The sequence below is a fragment of the Kitasatospora cathayae genome (assembly GCF_027627435.1).
Classification (GTDB): Bacteria; Actinomycetota; Actinomycetes; order Streptomycetales; family Streptomycetaceae; genus Kitasatospora; species Kitasatospora cathayae.
The window spans coordinates 4327114-4345437 of record NZ_CP115450.1; the positions used below are offsets into that span (position 1 = coordinate 4327114).

Consider the following 18324-nt stretch of genomic DNA (forward strand, 5'->3'; position numbering starts at 1 on the left):
GGTGAGGCCGGCGGGCGGTCCGCCAACCACGGCGGGGCCGCAGGCCGTTGTGCCTGCGGCCCCGCTCAGGGGTTCGGGATCTCAGGAGGGGTCGCCGTACTGGAGACCGCGTCCGTTGGTGCCGACGTACACCCGGCCGAAGGTGTCGGGGTCACCGGTGATGATGCGCTGGCCGGCGAAGTTGCCCCACTGGTGCGCGTCGTCGTTGATCCGGAGCCAGCTCGCGCCCTGGTCGGTGGAGCGGAAGACGCCGGCGACGCCCTTGACGGTGCCGATCAGGTACAGCGCCTGGTACGAGGTGCCCGGTGCGGCCTTGCCGAAGCCGACGGCGGAGGCGGACTCCACCGAGGACAGCTTGATGAAGCTGCGGCCGCCGTCGGTGGAGTGCAGCAGACCCGTGCCGTCGCCGGCGAGCCACAGGTCGCCCGCGACGCCGGGGACGGCGCTGAGCTTGCCTCCCGGCAGGTTGGCGGAGCGGGCGGTGAAGTTCGCGCCGCCGTCGGTGCTGGCGTAGAGCGTGCCGTTGTTCAGCGAGTAGAAGGTGTTGGCCGAGGACCGGTCGGCGACGACCACGGCATCGTTGCCGAGGCCGTTGACCTTCGACCAGCTCGCGCCCCGGTCGGTGGAGCGGTACGGGGCCTGGCCCGCCTCGGTCCAGACGAAGCTGGAGCCGTCCGCCGCGATCGCGATGTGGCCGCTGTCCGCGCTGGGCACCGGCTCGCCCTTGAAGCCGTTCCAGGTGTGGCCGCCATCGGTGGAGAGGGCGCCGTCCTGCGCACCGCCCCGGCCGACCCGGACCACCAGCGAGGGGTTGGACTGGGCGAAGTCGAGGGAGGTGCTGTTGTAGATCGTCGGGTTGGTCAGCCGCCCGGTGGGCTCCTTCGTCAGGTCGTCGTACACGAAGCCGCCCTGGTCGCCCAGCGCGGTGATGAGGGCGGCGGCGCCGGGCGGGGAGACCGCGTCGTAATACGCCGTCTCCTCCAGCCCGCGGGCTCCGATGAACCAGTGGCTGGTGCCGCCGTTGTCGGTCGCGTTGGCGTCCTTGCTGGCCCAGATGCCGTTGCCGGTGCCGTACATCACGTGCCCGGAGTCGAACGGGTCGATGCTCAGCGCGGTCATCCAGTGCCCGATGCCGGTGCCGAGGTACGGGGCGATGGAGGCGTCCCGCACGGACCTGTCGGACTGGGTCTTCCAGGTCGCGCCGCCGTCGGTGCTGCGGTAGACCTCGTCCTGCGGCCACCAGCGGTCCAGCGTGGTGACCATCACCGTGGACGGCTTCTGCGGGTCGACGGCCAGACCGGCGAACCCGTAGCCGCCCTGGGACGGCGAGATGTTCTTCCACGCCCCGCCGGAGGTGTTGTACTTCCACACCGAGCCCGCCGTCACGCCGTTGGGCCCGGGGGCGTTGCTGTAGGTCAGGTACATCGAGCCGTCGCCGGAGAGCACACCGTGCTGCGGCACCTGGCCGGTGGGCTGCCCGGAGACCGCGTGCCAGGAGTTGCCGCCGTCGGTGGACCGGTACAGGTTGGTGGACCTGTCGGCGACGCCGACGTAGATCGTGTTGCTGCCGGCCGGGCCGTAGGTCACGAAGGAGATGCCGGTGCCGAAGCTGGCGCCGTCCTTGACCGGGAACGAGGAGACCTGGTTCCAGGTCACACCGGCGTCGGTGCTGCGCCACAGGCCGTTCTTGCGGGTGCCCAGCAGCAGGTGGTCGTGGTTCGCGGGGTCGATCACCAGGCGCTCGCCCGCCCCGCGGCCGTCCTCGTTGCCGCCCAGCTTGAACGGCAGGTCGGTGCGCTGGAAGGTGCGGCCGCGGTCGGTGGAGCGCAGGATCGAACCGTTGCCGGCCCAGTCGTTGGTGTAGGTGCCGGCCGCGAGGTAGAGCCGGTCCGGGTCGACCGGATCGGTGGCCAGCGACTCGATGCCCAGCAGGTTCCAGTCCTTCTGACCGATCCAGTCGGTCAGCGGGATCCACTGCTCGGCGCCGGTGTCCCAGCGGTACGCGCCACCCATGTCGGTGCGCGCGTACAGCAGGCCCTTCTCCTTCTGGTTGAAGATCAGGCCGGTGACGTAACCGCCGCCCGCCACCGGGGCGTTCTTCCACACGTACGAGCCGGAGCCCTGTGCGCCGCCGGCCCCGGGCACCGGCGTGCCGGGCACCTTCACCAGCTTCCACTGCTGGTTGGCACCACCCCACCCGGGCCACTGGATGATCTGCGTGCCCTGGGCCGTGGAGTTGCCCGTGACGTCCAGGACCTGACCGCTCTTGCGGGAGGTGAGGGTGACGGCGTCGGACCCGCTCACATCGCCGATCCGCCACTGCTGGGAGGCGGAAGAGCGGTCCGTCTGCTGCTCGGCGACAGCCCCCTGGCTGGTCGAGTCGCCCGCTATGCCCAGCACCTTGCCACTGTTGCGGTTCACCAGCTCGTAGTAGCCGTCCCCGGTGGACTTCAGTTTCCACTGCTGGTTGGCGGTGTTCTGGTCGACCCACTGCTGGATCCGGGTGCCGTCGGCGGTGGAGAAGGCGTTGACGTCCACCACCTGGCCGCTGCGTACCGAGACCAGCCTGTAGTAGGCATCGCCGTCGACCGTCGCGGCCTGGGAGTCCCCGTGTACGAACACGAAGTACGACCCGACGGTGAGGGACACACCGAGCACCAGAGCTGTGGCGCTCAGGCGACGGCGGTGACGCCCGCGGCGCCTGCCGTTCGTGGGGTTGCTCATGGGTGGACGTTCTCCTTGCGAACTGTGCACGAGGGGACGGGTGGATCCGGCCACGGGCTGGCCGGATCCACTCCCTTGTGGTCGCAGGGGCCGCAAAGGGTTGCCGCGAGCCGGGAACTTCTTGACGGGAATTTTCCGCCCCGATCACGGCAACCTTTGTGCGCGCGACGCCTACCAGTGGGGCCAGTGGCCGTGGAACCCCGGCCGCGCGCCGACCGGGTTTCCCCTCTCGCTTGGCCGGTCGCCGAAACCCTTACCCGACCGTGTGCACGCGTAGGGTCGATGCCATGTGACTGAGTACGGTGATCCTCCCCATCCACCGGTGGGCCGAGGGGCAGAAGATCTGGCAGCGGGCCGAGGACCTCGGCTTCCACGCCGCGTACACCTATGACCACCTGTCGTGGCGCAGTTTCCGGGACGAGCCGTGGTTCGGGTCCGTACCCACGCTGACCGCCGCCGCGATGGCTACGCATAGTATCCGGCTGGGCACCCTGGTGACCTCGGTCAAGCCTCGTTCACCCATCACGGGCTGAGCTGTCCGACGCCCGGCGCTCATAGTCGGCCCGAGCCGCGTTCACCTCGTTGATGTACCGCTCCGCCCAGTCCCGGACCGCACCGAGTGGGGCCTCCAACGTCCGCCCCAGTTCCGTGAGGCGGTACTCGACCTTGGGCGGCACGGTCGGGTGGACCGTGCGGCTGACGAGCCCGTCGCGCTCCAGGCTCCGCAAGGTCTGCGTGAGCATCTTCTCGCTGATGCCGTCGATGGCCTCGCGCAGTTCGCTGAAGCGCAGCGTTCCGTCAGCCAGGGCGCCGACGATCAGAGCGGTCCACTTGTCGGCGATCCGGTCCAGGGCCGAACGGGACGGACATGGTGCGCTGTACGCGTCGGCCGGCTTGCCGTCCGGCAGCCAGGCCAGGACCCGGCCGGGAGTTCCCGGCCGAGGACGGCGGTCACGGGTGGCGGGCATGCGCATACGTTAACCAACCGATCCGCTCGGCGCTCGCGTGTGCGTCAGGTGCTGCGGACTCCATGACGAAGTGTCATCGAACAGTCGCCGCGCTCCGACCGTGCCCGACCCGTGGGTTCGCCTCGGCGTCGGGGCCGGCGGCCCACGCCCGCCGCAGCACGGGAGGGACGACCCGCCCGAAGACGTGCCCCGCGAAGTGACCGCCGGCCAGGATCGTGTTTCCGTCCCCGAGCTCTTCGAGGAGCCGGGCGCGGGTGCGGAGGCCTTGCTCCGGATCATCGTCGAACACGCACGTCCAGTGGCTCTGAGTGATCTGCACCTGGCAGTGCATGATGTCGCCGAGGACGATCAGGCGTCGGCCGTCAGCACCGGACGGATCCGTGACGATCAAGCTGCTGTGGCCCGGTGTGTGCCCCGGCGTGGACAGGATCCGCACACCGGGGGCGATCTCCTCGCCGTCCGTGACGAAACCGATCACGCCGCCCAGTGGATCCTGCACGGCCTTCGAATCCGGTCCGGGGAACGTCCCGCGGCCTTCCCAGTGCCGCCACTCCGCCTCGCTCACCAGGTGCCGGGCCGCGCGGAACGTCAGCCCGTTGACCTCGCGGCCGTCAGGGAAATGCGGACCCGGAGCGACATCGCTGGTCCACCCGACGTGATCATGGTGCAGGTGGGTGTAGACGACAGCGTCCACGTCGGTGGGTGAAAGGCCCTCGGCGGCCAGGTTCCGCACCAGCGCGCCGGCCTTGAACGACGCCACGTCGGGAATCGCGAAGTCGACGTTGCCCAGGCCAAGGTCGACCAGGACGGACCGCCCGCCGGCGCGAATCAGGAACGAACCGATGCTGACCGGGAACCAGCCACGCTCGTCGAGGAACTCCGTGTGCGTCGCCCAGCCGCCCGGCACGCTGGAAGGAAAGAACGCGGCCGGATTGAGCCACCCCTCCCCATCGGGTAGATAGGTCACCGTCGTCTCACCGATGGCGATCTGGGCTCGGAGTGCGGGCTGGACCACGGTTCTCTCCTCGACAGGCTGTCACGCTCGGGCACGGCCGGGAGGCCGCGGCCCTCGTTACTGACTATCGGAGAGTGACAATCTGCTGGGAAGTACGCACTTGCAAGTGCGTCCCCCGCAGCGCGGTGACGGGGTGATCGCGATGTGCGTACCTCCCCGGATGCGGCCAGCTCACTGGCCTGCTGGACAAGGTCGAGGAACAATCGAGAGTTGCGCGCTGACCGCTTCCGATGTCGCCGCAGTTCACTCGAAGCCTCACCCATCAGAGCGCTGCACGTAGGGTCGGCGTATGCGACTGAGCACCGTGATCCTCCCCATCCACCGGTGGGCCGAGGGACAGAAGATCTGGCGGCGGGCCGACGACCTCGGGTTCCACGCCGCGTACACCTATGACCACCTCTCCTGGCGGAGCTTCCGGGACGAGCCGTGGTTCGGTTCGGTCCCGACGCTGACGGCTGCCGCGACGGCGACCGAGCGGATCCGGCTCGGCACGCTCGTAACTTCGGTCGAGCCTCGTTCACCCATCGCAGCCTGACCTGCGGACGGATCGCATCCGATCGACCTTTCATCGGTGCTGAGCACCGCCCCGCACACCCCGCGTGACACTCCTCACCCTCAGCCCTGGTACCGGCACGCGAGGCTATGCCATGTCGTGAGCCCCGCCCTGCAACTGACCGGCGGTGACGTCGAGGCGGACCTTCGCAGCGGGCGCGGTGCGCCGGAAGGGGAAGCTCGTGTTTCTTTCGATTCTTCCTTGCGCTAACGGGAACCTGACGGGCCATGCTGATGTCTCTCGAAGGGGCGTGCGCATGCAATGAGCGGGGGGCGTGGCATGGCGATCGAGTTGCCGCATGACGTGGTGACACTCCTGAACTTCATCGGGATCAAGTGGCCGACGGTGAACGAGGACAAGGTCCGCGACTTCGCGCACCACGTCCGGCAGTTCGCCAAGGACGTGGAGGCCACCCACGGGCACTCCAGCGCGACGGTCAAGCAGGTCGGCGAGTCTTACGAGGGCGAGTCCTACGAGGCGCTGGCGAAGAAGTGGGCCGCGGCCTCGAACGACCACTTCGACGAGATCGTGCAGGCCTGCCACACCGTGGCGACCGCGCTGGACGTAGCGGCGGACACGATCGTGGCCGCTAAGGTCGCGACGATCGCCGAACTGACCGTCCTGGCAGCCGCGTTCATCGCCGACCAGGCCGCCGCCGTGGCGACCTTCGGCCTGGCCGAGGTCGCCGTCGTCGCGATCGAGGAGACCGCCAAGCGCCTCGTCAACGCCCTGGTGCAGCAGCTGGAGCAGCACATCATCGCGGAGGTCATCGAGGCGGCGATCAGCCCGCTGATCGACACGGTCTCCGAGGCGGTCACCGGCCTGGTCTTCGAGGCGGCCGCCGCGGGCGCGAACAGCGCCGGCAGCGGCTACAAGATCGACCCGGCGGCCCTGGAGGCCCACGCCCGCACCATGCACGAGCACGCCCAGGCCGTCGCCACCCATGCCGAAACGTTCCGGACCAAGGTCGCGGGGGTGAGCTTCGAATGAGCAACCCGATCGTCAAAGCCCTCCAGCACAGCGCCCAGAAGCTCGGCAAGGCCCTGGCCGACGACGCGGGCAAGGCGATGAAGGGCTTCTACCGCAAGACCGGCACCAACCTGAAGCAGGTCGCCCACAACACCCGCCAGGCCGAGGCCAGGCACGCCGCCGAGATGGACAAGCTCCTCAAGGGCGGAGGGAAGGACCTCCCCCACCCCGGCACCGGCGGCACCGCCCGCGGCGGCGACTCCCACCCGAAGGGCCGCGGCCGCGAACAGGTCCGCGACCCTCGCACCGAGGGCCGTGCGCACGACTCCCGCTGCGGCGGTGGCGAGCCCGTCGACATGGCCACCGGCCGGATGTACATCGACCAGGTCGACGCCTCCCTCCCCGGCTCCCTCCCGCTGCTGTTCACCCGCAACTTCGAGTCCGGGTATATCGCGGGCCGCTGGATGGGCCCCAAGTGGGTCTGCACCTTCGACGAACGCCTGGAGATCGACACCGAAGGCGTCGTCCACATACGCGCCGACCGCATCACCCAGGCCTACCCCCACCCCGAACCCGGCGAGACCGTCGAGGCCATCGCCGGCGAGCGCCGCCAACTGCGCCTGGCCACCGGCGGCTACCACCTCCGCGACCGCTCCACCGGCATCGTCCGCGAGTTCACCACCGCCGCCGGCGGCACCGAAGCCCTCCTCACCCGCGTCCGCGACCGCCACGGCCGCCAGTACACCCTGAACTACGACGAGGACGGCGTCCCGCTCTCCATCACCCACTCCGGCGGCTACGAACTGCGCGTCACCGTCGACGCCGACCGCATCACCGCCCTGCGCCTGGCCAACGCCACCGAGACCGGCGGCGAAGCCCTGCTGCTGCGATACGGCTACACCGACGGCCACCTCAGCGCCGTCTACAACTCCAGCGGCAAGCCCATGCGCTTCGCCAACGACGCGAGCGGCCGCATCCTCTCCTGGACCGACCGCAACAACTCCCAGTACCTGTACGCCTACGACCGCCTCGACCGCGCGGTCGACGAGGGCGGCGCCGACGGCACCCTGCGCTTCCACTTCACCTACGGCGCCCCGGACCCCGAAACCGGTCTGCGCACCCACACCGAGACCAACGCCCTCGGCCACACCACCACGTACACCGTCAACGACCACGCCCAGATCACCGCGATCACCGGCCCCCTCGGCCACACCACCGCCTACGAACGGGACGAGTACGACCGCCTCCTCACCGAGACCGACGCCCTCGGCCGCACCACCCGCTACGAGTACGACGGCGCCGGGGACCTCATATCCGTCACCCGCCCGGACGGCGAACAGACCACCGCCGTCTACCTCGACCAACTCAGCCTGCCAGTCCAGATCACCGAGCCGGACGGGTCGGTGTGGCGCCACACCTATGACGAGGCCCGCCTCCGTACGTCCCTCAGGGACCCGATCGGCGCGGTCACTTCCTACGGCTATGACGAGCTCGGCCACCTTGCCTCGGTCACCAACACGCTCGGCAACACGGTGCGGGTGTCCTGCAACCCGGCAGGGCTTCCTGTCGAGGTCACCGATCCGACGGGCGCGACAACCCGCTTCGAGCACGACGCGTTCGGACGCACGGTTGCGGTCACCGATCCCATCGGGGGTGTGACGCGGATGACCTGGACGGTCGAGGGGCGCCTGAATACACGTACCGCCCCGGACGGGTCCACCGAGACGTGGACCTACGACGGCGAGGGCAACGTGCTGACCCACACCGATGCGCTGGGTCGGATCAGCACGTTCGAGTACACGCACTTCGAGACCCTCGCCGCCAGCACCGGGCCCGACGGTGCCCGCTACGCGTTCGACTACGACACGCACATGCAGTTGGTCGCCGTCACCAATGCCCTCGGCCAGGTCTGGAACTACACCTACGATGCGGCGGGGCGGCTGGTCGCGGAGAGCGACTTCAACGGGCGGTCCGTCACATACGAGCTGGACCAAGCCGATCAGATCGCCTCCCGCACCAACCCCATGGGTCAGCGGATCAGCTACACCTATGACCTGCTCGGCCGAATAACGGCCAAGGACACGCCCGACGGCACCACCAGCTACTGCTATGACGCCGCAGGCCGCCTGATCCGGGCCGTCAGCCCGGATGCGGAAGTTGTGCGCACCTATGACCGACTGGGACATCTGCTCACCGAGTCGGTCAACGGACGCACCCTCACACACACGCGAGACATGCTGGGACGGCGGACGGAGCGCACGACGCCCGACGGGCATGTCAGCGCTTGGACATACGACGCCGCCGGGCGGCCGATGACCCTGGCCACCGCAGGCGGAAGGGTCAGCTTCTCCTATGACCCTGCCGGACGCGAGCAGCAGCGGATGTACGACGAGCATCTTGCCCTCGTCAACACCTGGGACGCGCGGCACCGCCTCACCGGCCAGGTCCTACACAACGGTGATGCGAATCCGGGGACGATCCTCCAGCAGCGGACCTATACCTACCGCGCGGACGGCAGCCTCAGAGCGGTCGATGACCGGCTTTCCGGCTCCCGCACCTTCGATCTCGACGCAGCCGGCCGGGTCACCGGAGTCCGGGCCGAAGGCTGGAGCGAGAGCTATGCCTACGACCCGGCGGGGAACGTGACCGAGGCTGACTGGCCAGCCACCGGCAGCACCTGGGCCGCGGTCGGCGCCCGGACTTTCGAGGGCACGCAGCTCGTCACCGCCGGCCGTATCCGCTACGAGTACGACACCGCTGGACGCATCACCCTGCGGCAGAAGACCCGGCTGTCTAAGAAGCCGGACACCTGGCGCTACCGGTGGGACGCCGAGGGCCGTCTCACCCAGGTGACCACACCCGATGGCACGCGGTGGCGATACCTCTACGACCCCTTCGGACGTCGCATCACGAAGCACCGCATGGGCACCGATGGTGCCGCTGTCGAGGAGCGCATCGACTTCACCTGGGACGGTCCGGTACTCGCCGAACAGACCACGCATGCGCCCTACCTCCCGGGCCCGCACACCCTCAGCTGGGATCACGAGGAGCTTCACCCGCTCGCCCAGAGCGAGAAGATCACCACTTTCGCGACAGCCGACAGTCCGCAGGACCGGATCGACCGCCGGTTCTTCGCCATCGTGACCGACCTCGTTGGCACCCCGAAAGAGCTCGTCGACCCGAGCACGGAAGCCGTTGCGTGGCGTGCCACGCACACCCTGTGGGGACACACCACCTGGCCCGCAGACAGCGCCACCTACACCCCGCTGCGCTTTCCGGGCCAGTACTTCGATCCGGAGACCCGTCTCCACTACAACGTCAACCGGTACTACGATCCCGAAACCGCTCGCTACACCAGCCCGGACCCGCTTGGCCTGGCTCCGTCCCCGAATCCCGATGCGTACGTCCACAACCCGCACACCTGGGCCGATCCTCTGGGGCTGTCGACCCACCAACACGATGATCTCCTCCAGGCGGTGAAGCTGGAGGCCGACAAGGGGACGAAGGTGAGCCCCTCGAGGATGCGGCCGGTGGCTGCGGAAGGCCTCAAGCTGCCGAACGGACAGATCAAGACCAGCCCGAGCGTCAGGGGCGCCGCGCCCGTCCTGCATTCTGATGTCCAGGCGGTTCTGAACACGGTCCCCGCGGAAGCACGCGGCGACGGGCACGGCAAGTGCGGACTTCCCGTACTCCTCTCGGACGCACTGAACAACAAGATCGATCCGACCGGGTCCACGGCAGCTGCGATGATCATCCGTAGCAATACAGAGCACCCGAAGCACGGCCACCCGATCGGGCCGTGCAAGAGCTGCCGAGCTCTCAGTGAGCACTACAAACTCGATTTCATTACGGACGACGGATTGTGAGTGAAATGCAGCGATTCTCGGACGAGACCGAACGCGTGCTGCGTGCTGCTGGCTGGCAGCCCGGACGGCAGGTCGATACCGGCTCGTGGCGTCGCCGGCTGGAGAGCGCCGGTCTCCCGATGCATGACGCGGCCGAGCAGTTCCTGTCGGAGTTCGGCGGGCTGCTGGTCGAGGTCGACGGTCCTGGGATCTCGCGTGCCCGCACGCCGTTCGAGCTGGACCCTGCACTCGCCGACGGCGAGGAGGACAGGTTCACCGACTGGAGCCAGGAGATCGGCGAAGCCATCGTGCCGGTCGGGGAACTGGACAACGGGCGGTACTTCCTCGGGATCTCCGATTCCGGAGAGATCCATCTCGTCGCGGACTGGCTCGCCTCCTTCGGCCCGGTCGGGGAGGCGCTGGACGGTCTCATCCTCGGAATCGCCCCGAAGATCGTCCGGGAGTAGCGGATGCGGTGGACCCCAGGCCAACCGCGAAGCGGGACCTGATCGTCTGCCGAACCATCGGCCGCTCCCATCCGCGACGTAGGGTCGGCGGCATGCGACTGAGCACCGTGATCCTCCCCATCCACCGGTGGAGCGAGGGACAGAAGATCTGGCGGCGGGCCGACGACCTCGGGTTCCACGCGGCGTACACGTACGACCACCTGTCGTGGCGCAGCTTCCGGGACGAGCCCTGGTTCGGGTCCGTCCCGACGTTGACGGCAGCCGCGTGCGCCACCGAGCGGATCCGGCTGGGGACGCTGGTGACGTCGCCGAACTTCCGGCATCCGGTGACGCTGGCGAAGGAGCTGATCACGCTGGACGACGTGTCCGGCGGGCGGGTCACGCTGGGGATCGGGGCCGGGGGCACGGGGTTCGACGCGACGGCGATGGGGCAGGAGGCGTGGTCGCCGCGGGAGCGGGCGGACCGGTTCGGGGAGTTCCTGCCGCTGCTGGACGAGTTGCTGCGCAGTGACGCCACGACGCGCGAGGGCGCGTACTACTCGGCGGTCGAGGCGCGGAACGTCCCCGGGTGCGTGCAGACGCCGCGGGTGCCGTTCTACGTGGCGGCGACCGGTCCGCGCGGGCTGAAGCTGGCGGCCGAGTACGGGCAGGGCTGGGTGACGTACGGGGACCCGCGCGGGCCGGCGGACGTGCCGGTGGAGCAGGCGCCCGAGGTCATCGCGAAGCAGCTCGGGAAGCTGACGGCGGCCTGCGAGGCGGCCGGGCGGGACGTGGCGACGCTGGAGAAGGTGCTGCTGCAGGGCTCGACGGCGGAGAAGCCGCTGCAGTCGGTGGACGCCTTCGTGGACTGGGCCGGGACGTACCGGGAGCTGGGGATCACCGAGCTGGTGATCCACTGGCCGGTGCCGGACTCGATCTTCGAGAACGACCTCGCGGTGTTCGAGGAGATCGCCACCGAGGGCCTGGCCCAGCTGGGCTGAGCCGGGCCGGCCGTCACGGGTGCGGGCGGGTGCGCTGGGCCGGGAGGACGGGGACCGGGTCCGGGGTGCGGCGGGCGAGCTCGGCGAGGACGTGGAAGAGGACCTCGCCGAGCAGCACCGGCTCCCGGGAAGCAGTCGGTACGGCCCGGGCGTCCGGGAAGGGGAGGGTCGGGGGCGGCTCGTCACTGAGCTGGCGAGTGGGCATGGCTCTTCCTGCCGACGGGGTGACCACAGCGAGTCCTGCCCGGCGGCCCGTACCGACACCCCGGTCGGGGGCGAATCGGCCGGAAACGGTGCGGGAGGGGCCGGAACCCGTCCCCGCGGCCCGCGACCGGCCCCGACCGCGCCGCCGTCCGGAGTATTCAGCCCTGCGGCGGCGATGGGCGAAGATGGACCGGTGACCGAAGCCCGTACCGCTCCCCGCCTCATCGCCACCGACCTGGACGGCACCCTGCTGTGCTCCGGCGGCACCGTCAGCGATCGCACCGCCGCGGCCCTGGCGGCGGCCGAGGCGGCCGGGGTGCAGGTGGTGTTCGTGACCGGGCGGCCGCCGCGCTGGATGCAGCAGCTGAGCCCGCACATCGGCGGTCACGGGGTGGCGATCTGCTCCAACGGCGGCGCGATCGTGGACGTGCGGCGCGGCGGCGAGCTGATCGAGTACTTCCCGATGCCGGTCGAGACCTCGCTGGCCGTGGTGGAGGTGCTGCGGGCCAAGCTGCCCGGCACCGCGTTCGCCTTCGAGTACGCGGACGGCTGGGGCCGCGAGCCCGGGTACGAGGTGCTGATGTGGGGCGACGACGAGGTCCGGGTGATCGGTCCGGCCGAGCAGCTGTTGGCCGACGGCGGCCCGGTGCGGGGCCTGTTCAAGCTGCTGGCCAAGCACCCGGACCTCGACCCGGACACCTTCCTCACCGAGGCCCGGACGGCGGCCGGGCACCTGGCCGAGATCACCCGCTCCTCGCCGATCCCGCTGCTGGAGATCAGCGCGCCCGGCGTCACCAAGGCCAGCACGCTGGCCCGTTGGTGCGCCGAGCACGGGATCGACCGCAGTGAGGTGGTGGCCTTCGGCGACATGCCGAACGACCTGGAGATGCTGGCCTGGGCGGGCACCGCGTACGCCGTCGCCAACGCCCATCCGCATGTGCTGGCGGCGGTGGCGCAGCACACGGTGAGCAACGAGGAGGACGGCGTCGCGGCGGTGCTCGAGGAACTGCTCCGACTGCTCTGACCCCGACTGCTCCGACTGTGCGCGCCTACAGTCGGGCCGTCCGGCGCACCACGGTCCCCTTCCGGTACGGCCCCCGCTCGTGCCAGGCGGCCCCGCCGAGCGCCTCCGCCCGCCGGGTCAGGTTGAGCAGTCCGCTGCGCCGCCCGCCCTGCGGGATGCCGACCCCGTCGTCGGTGACGCTGAGCAGCACGCCGGGCCGTCCGCCCCGGTCCAGGGACTCCGGGTCGCCGCCGACCGGTCGGCCGTCGTCGCTCAGGTGGACGGTGGCGTCGATCTCCACGCCGACCCGGGAGGCCCGGGCGTGCCGGGCCGTGTTGGAGAGCATCTCCCGCAGGGCGGCGAGGAGTTGGCGCCCGGTGTTCTCGCCGACCAGGCTCTCCACCGGCCCGACGAAGCTCACCGAGGGCTTGAAGCCGAGCGCCGCCGCGGTTTGGCTGGCCTCGCGCAGGACCCGGGTGCGCAGGGTGTCGGGGGCGTCGCCGTGGTTGTCGTGCTGGAGGGCGTAGATGGTGGTGCGGACCTCCTGGATGGTGGCGTCCAGTTCGTCCACCGCGTTGCCGATGCCGGCCTTCACCTCGGGGACGACGGCCCGGCGGGCCGCGCTCTCCAGCATCATCCCGGTGGCGAACAGCCGTTGGATCACCAGGTCGTGGAGGTCGCGGGCGATCCGGTCGCGGTCCTGGAAGACGGCCAGCCGCTGCTGGTCGCGCTGGCCCTCGGCGAGCCGCAGGGCGAGGGCGGCCTGGGAGGCGAAGGTCTCGGCGAGCTGCTTCTCGGAGTCGGTGAACGGCAGCGCGCCGCGCGGGCGCCAGACGCAGAGCCCGCCGAGCACCCGCCCGGCGGCGACCATCGGCACGGCCATGGACGGGCCGAAGCTGCGGGCGAGCCGGATCACCACGGTGGGGTCACTGGACATGTCGTCCAGGTGGACGCTGTCCCCCGCCAGCAGCCGGGCGGCGAAGCTGTCCTTGGGCAGCAGCTCGCCGCGGACGAACTCGGCGGCCTCGCCGGAGGCGTGGGCGACCCGCATCTGGCCGTCCTGCTCGCCGACCGGGCCGGTGGGCAGCAGGATCATCCCGAGCGCCGCGTCCGCCAACTCCCGTACCTGCTCGGCCGCGACGGTCAGCGCGCCCTCGGCCTGCTCGGTGGAGAGCAGGGCGGTGGTGACGGCGGCGGCGCCGGCGATCCAGCGTTCGCGGCGGCGCCCCTCCTCGTACAGCCGGGAGTTCTCGATGGCGACGCCGGCGGCCGCGGCGAGTGCGTGCACCACTTGTTCGTCCTCGGGGGTGAAGGCCCCGCCGCCCTTCTTCTCGGTGAGGTAGAGGTTGCCGAAGACCTCCTCGCGGACCCGGATCGGCACGCCCAGGAAGGTCTTCATGCACGGGTGGTGCGGCGGGAAGCCGGAGGAGCGCGGGTCGGTGCGCAGGTCGGCCAGCCGCAGCGGTTCGGGGCGGTCGATGAGCGCGCCGAGGATGCCGCGGCCGGCGGGCAGGTCGCCGATCCCGTCGGCGGTCGCGTCGTCGATGCCGACGTGGACGAAGTCGGCCAGGCCGTGCCCGCCGGGGGCGATCACGCCGAGGGCCGCGTACCGGGCGTCGACGAGTTCGGCGGCGCCGGTGGCGATCCGGTGCAGGGTGGCGTGCAGATCGAGCCCGGCGCCGATGGAGACCACCGCCTCCAGCAGCCGCTGCATCCGGTCGGTGACGGCGGCGGCGGACTGCAGGCGTTCGGCGACCTCGGTGACCAGCGTGTCCAGCCCGAGCGAGGCGATCTCGGGCACCCGATGGGGTGTCGGCTCGGGGGTGGGCTCGGGGAGGTCCGGCGTGGGGTCCATGGAGAAAGCCTAGTTTGTACGGTTTTCAGCCGAAGGGCCGCGGAACGATCACGAGCTCACCGCCTCCAGCGGAGCGTCCGCCCCCAGCAGCCGGTCCGCCTCCCGCTCCCGGCGCCACATCGCGTGCAGCCGCCCGTCCGGGTCGGCGACCAGCTCCGACCAGCGGCCGCGCTCGGCGATCCGCCCGCCGTCCAGCACCAGCACCTCGTCCACGGTGGTGTCGTCCAGCCCGGCCAGCCGGTGGGTGATCAGCACGGTGGTGCGGCCCGCGGTGGCGGCCAGCAGGTCGGCGGTGAGCGCGTCGGCGGTGGGCAGGTCGAGGTGTTCGGCGGGCTCGTCCAGGACCAGCACGGGGAAGTCGGCGAGCAGCGCCCGGGCGAGCGCGAGGCGCTGGCGCTGGCCGCCGGAGAGGCGGGCGCCGTGCTCGCCGACCATGGTGTCCAGGCCGTCGGGCAGGGTGTCGGTCCAGTCCAGCAGCCGGGCGGCGGCGAGCGCGGCGCGCAGGTCCTCCTGGTCGGCGTCCGGTCGGGCGAGCCGCAGGTTCTCCCGCAGCGAGCTGTCGAAGACGTGGGCGTCCTGGGCGCAGAGGCCGATCACCCGGCGGACGTCCTCGCCCGCGAGCGCGCGACTGTCCACAGCCTGTGGACGACCGGCGGCGAAGGTGACGGACCCGGCGTCCGGCTCCAGGAAGCGCAGCAGCGCCTGGGCGAGGGTGGTCTTGCCGGAGCCGGAGGGGCCGACCACGGCGATCCGGCGGCCGGGCGCGAGGTCGAGGTCGACCCCGGCGAGCGCGTCCACGGTCTGCCCGGGGTGCCGCACGGTCAGCCCGCGCACCGCGACGGGCAGCGGCTGCTCGGGCAGGGCGAGCGGCTCGGCGGGCTCCGCGACCGGCGCCGAGGCGGTGAGCACCTCGTCCAGCCGGCCCCGGGCGGCGCGGCTGCGCCGGCGGGCCTGGACGGCGAGCGGCATCCCGGTGACGGCCTCGAAGGCGGCCAGCGGGGTCAGCACCACGACGGCCAGGCAGACCGGCGCGAGCGAGCCGCCGCGCACCCCCTGGATGCCGACGGCCGCCGCGCCCACCACCGTCAGCCCGGTGAGCAGCGCGATCAGCCCGGTGCCGAGCGCGGTGGTGGCGGCCGAGCGCGCGGCGAGCCCGGTCAGCGCGGCGTCGGCGGTGCGGACGGCGGCGAGCCGGCCGGGCAGCGCGCCGGCCACGGTGAGCTCGGCGGTGCCGGTGAAGGCGTCCACCACGGAGGTGGCCAGGCGCCCGCGGGCGGGGGCCTGACGCCGCTCGGCGCCGGCCGACCAACGGGCGGCGAGTGCGGGGACCAGCACCCCGGCCAGCAGCAGCCCGAGGCCGAGCACCAGCCCGGCGGCGGGCAGGAAGGCGCCCAGCGCGACCGCCGAGGCCGGCGCGACGACTGCGGCGACGGCGGCGGGGAGCCGCCAGCGCAGGTGGTGGTCCTGGATCGCGTCGACGTCGGCGACCAGCCGGGAGAGCAGGTCGCCGCGCCGGAAGGCGGGCAGTCCGGCCGGGGCGAGCACGGTCAGCCGGCGGTACACGGCGGCCCGCAGGGTGCCGAGAGTACGCAGCACGGCGTCATGGGAGACCAGCCGCTCGGCGTAGCGGAAGACGCTGCGGCCGATGCCGAAGGCCCGGACGGAGGTGACGGCCATCATCAGGTAGAGCACCGGGGGCATCTGGGAGGCCCGGGAGATGAGGTAGCCGGAGGTGGCCATCAGGGCGACGGCGCTGCCGAGGGCGAGCGCGCCGAGCAGCACGGACAGCGCCAGCCGGGGGGCGGCCGGCTCGCTCTCGGGCTCCTCGGGCGCGGCGGGGGCGGGGGTCGGCTTCCCGCTGTGGGCGAGGGCGGTGACCGGCTCGGTGACTCGCCCGCTCGCCTCCGGGCGCTCGGACCCGGCGCCGACGCTCTCCCCAAGCCTGGCGGCCGGGAGGTGCCCCCACGCTCCGGCACTCCCTCCTCCGTCGGTCGCTGATCGCTCTCCCTCCTTGCCCGCCATCGGGCAGGAGGGGCCCATGCTTTCGGCACCGGCGCGCCCTTCGGCTCGGGGCGGGGCCGCTTCGGCAGCAGGCCCCGCCAGCCGGACCCGCTCCTCCGTCACCGCCAGCAGGGCCGGCCGGTGCGCGACCACCAGCACGGTGCGCGCCGGGTCCTCGGCGAGGGTGCGGACGGCGTCCACCACGGCCTGCTCGGAGGCGCCGTCCAGGTTGGCGGTGGGTTCGTCCAGCAGCACCAGCGGCCGGTCGTCGGCGAGCAGCACCCGGGCGAGCGCGAGGCGCTGGCGCTGTCCGGCGGAGAGCCCGGCGCCGTCCTCCCCCAGTCCGGTGTCCAGGTCGGTGACGAAGTCGAGCGTGTGGGCGGCCCGCAGCGCCGTCCACAGCTGCTCGTCCGAGGCGTCCGGCCGGTAGAGCCGCAGGTTGTCGGCGACCGTCCCGGCGAACAGGTGCGGGCGCTGGGGCACCCAGGCGATCTGGCGCCGCCAGCTGCCGGGCTCCAGCTCGGCGAGGTCGTGGGTGCGCCCGTCGGCGGCGGTGATCCGGACGGTGCCGACATCGGGGGTGGTGAGGCCGAGCAGGACGGCCAGCAGGGTGGACTTGCCGGCCCCGCTCGGACCGGTGAGGGCGGTGCTGGAGCCCGGGCGCAGGGTCAGCGCGGCGCCGTCCAGTGCGGGCAGGGCGCGACCGGGGTGCCGTACGGTCAGGCCCTCGGCGGTGATCACGGCGCCGGTGAGGTCGGGGGCCGGGACGGTCCCGGCGGCGGGCAGCGGGGTCTCCAGCACCCGGAAGATCTCGTCGGCGGCGGTGAGCCCCTCCACGCTGGAGTGGTAGAGAGCGCCGACCTGGCGGATCGGGAAGTACACCTCGGGGGCGAGGATCAGGATCAGCAGCCCGGTCTCCAGGTCGAGCGAGCCGTCGACCAACCGGAAGCCGATGGTGACCGCGACCAGCGCGACGGACAGGGTGGAGAGCAGCTCCAGCGCGAAGGAGGAGATGAAGGCGATCCGCAGGGTGCGCAGGGTGGCCCGGCGGTAGTCGGCGGTGATCCGGGCGACGGTGGCGGCCTGGCTGCGGGCCCGGTTGAACACCTTGAGGGTGGGCAGGCCGGCGACCACGTCGAGGAAGTGGTGGGAGAGCCGGGCCAGGGTGTTCCACTGCCGGTCCATCCGGGCCTGGGTGGCCATCCCGATCAGCACCATGAACAGCGGGATCAGCGGCAGCGTGCCCGCGATGACGGCGGCCGAGGTGAGGTCGGCGCCGACGATCCGCAGCAGCACGATCACCGGGACGACCACGGCCAGCGCGAGCTGCGGCAGGTAGCGGGCGAAGTAGTCGTCGAGGGCGTCGATGCCGCGGGTGGCGAGGGTGGTCAGTTCGCCGGTGCGCCGGCCCGCCAGGTAGGACGGGCCGAGCGCGGTGGCGTGGTCGAGCAGCCGGCGCCGCAGGGTGGACTTCACCCGGGCGACGGACCGGTGCGCGGTCAGTTCGGTGAGCCAGCCGACCAGCCCGCGCCCGACGGCGGTGAGCGCCAGCAGCACCAGCGGGGCGGTCAGTTCGCCGAGTCCGGCGCCGCGCTGGAAGGCGCGGACCACGATCTCGGCGATCAGGCTCGCCTGGGCGACCACCAGGGCCGCGCCCGCCCCGCCGAGGAGCACGGATCCGGCGAGGAAGGCACGGGTGGTGCGGGCGTACCCGAGGAGTCGGGGGTCGACCGGCTTCAC

Annotated in this window: 11 protein-coding genes and 2 pseudogenes; 7 read left to right on the forward strand and 6 right to left on the reverse strand. The window is 71.6% G+C overall.

The genetic code is table 11. The annotated features are described in order from the left end of the window. Window positions 1-81 precede the first annotated feature (81 nt). Window positions 82-2724: an RICIN domain-containing protein gene (locus O1G21_RS19175; RefSeq protein ID WP_270145475.1), complete on the reverse strand. Its 2643-nt coding sequence runs from the start codon at window positions 2722-2724 to the stop codon at window positions 82-84. A 293-nt stretch (window positions 2725-3017) separates the two neighbouring features. Between O1G21_RS19175 and O1G21_RS19180 the strand changes: the two are divergent. Continuing rightward, window positions 3018-3251, forward strand: a pseudogene (locus O1G21_RS19180) (LLM class flavin-dependent oxidoreductase); the annotation flags it as partial. Here the strand turns inward: O1G21_RS19180 and O1G21_RS19185 are convergent. After that, window positions 3240-3692, reverse strand: coding sequence for a winged helix-turn-helix transcriptional regulator (locus tag O1G21_RS19185; RefSeq protein ID WP_270145478.1), 453 nt, complete (start codon window positions 3690-3692; stop codon window positions 3240-3242). The pseudogene O1G21_RS19180 and the gene O1G21_RS19185 overlap by 12 nt on opposite strands. A gap of 73 nt (window positions 3693-3765) precedes the next feature. Continuing rightward, complete coding sequence (locus O1G21_RS19190; RefSeq protein WP_270145481.1) at window positions 3766-4707, reverse strand: MBL fold metallo-hydrolase; 942 nt, start codon at window positions 4705-4707, stop codon at window positions 3766-3768. A 289-nt stretch (window positions 4708-4996) separates the two neighbouring features. Between O1G21_RS19190 and O1G21_RS19195 the strand changes: the two are divergent. From O1G21_RS19195 to O1G21_RS19215, 5 genes and pseudogenes are all read left to right on the forward strand, one after another. After that, window positions 4997-5233, forward strand: a pseudogene (locus O1G21_RS19195) (LLM class flavin-dependent oxidoreductase); the annotation flags it as partial. 306 nt (window positions 5234-5539) lie between these two features. Next, window positions 5540-6250, forward strand: a complete 711-nt coding sequence (locus tag O1G21_RS19200) for a WXG100-like domain-containing protein (protein ID WP_270145485.1) — start codon at window positions 5540-5542, stop codon at window positions 6248-6250. Then, window positions 6247-10095: an RHS repeat-associated core domain-containing protein gene (locus tag O1G21_RS19205; protein ID WP_270145486.1), complete on the forward strand. Its 3849-nt coding sequence runs from the start codon at window positions 6247-6249 to the stop codon at window positions 10093-10095. Before O1G21_RS19200 ends, O1G21_RS19205 begins: the two co-directional genes overlap by 4 nt. 5 nt (window positions 10096-10100) lie before the next feature. Beyond that, entirely contained in the window at window positions 10101-10541 is a 441-nt protein-coding gene (locus O1G21_RS19210; protein ID WP_270145488.1) for an SUKH-3 domain-containing protein, read from the forward strand. A gap of 92 nt (window positions 10542-10633) precedes the next feature. After that, window positions 10634-11521 carry an LLM class flavin-dependent oxidoreductase gene (locus tag O1G21_RS19215; protein WP_270145490.1) on the forward strand — a complete coding sequence of 296 codons (888 nt, stop codon included), beginning with the start codon at window positions 10634-10636 and terminating at the stop codon, window positions 11519-11521. 13 nt (window positions 11522-11534) lie between these two features. Here O1G21_RS19215 and O1G21_RS19220 read toward each other — a convergent pair whose 3' ends face one another. Next, complete coding sequence (locus tag O1G21_RS19220) at window positions 11535-11726, reverse strand: hypothetical protein (protein WP_270145491.1); 192 nt, start codon at window positions 11724-11726, stop codon at window positions 11535-11537. Window positions 11727-11900: 174 nt separating this feature from the next. Here O1G21_RS19220 and O1G21_RS19225 point away from each other — a divergent pair, with 174 nt between their 5' ends. Next, a complete protein-coding gene (locus O1G21_RS19225) occupies window positions 11901-12749 on the forward strand; it encodes an HAD family hydrolase (protein ID WP_405000673.1) in 849 nt (282 codons plus the stop codon). A 25-nt stretch (window positions 12750-12774) separates the two neighbouring features. Here the strand turns inward: O1G21_RS19225 and O1G21_RS19230 are convergent, their stop codons facing one another. Both O1G21_RS19230 and cydD read right to left on the reverse strand, forming a co-directional pair. Then, window positions 12775-14583 (reverse strand): sensor histidine kinase, encoded by a 1809-nt coding sequence (locus O1G21_RS19230; RefSeq protein WP_405000674.1) that lies wholly within the window; start codon window positions 14581-14583, stop codon window positions 12775-12777. Window positions 14584-14631: 48 nt separating this feature from the next. Continuing rightward, window positions 14632-18324 carry a thiol reductant ABC exporter subunit CydD gene (gene cydD, locus O1G21_RS19235; protein WP_270145515.1) on the reverse strand — a complete coding sequence of 1231 codons (3693 nt, stop codon included), beginning with the start codon at window positions 18322-18324 and terminating at the stop codon, window positions 14632-14634.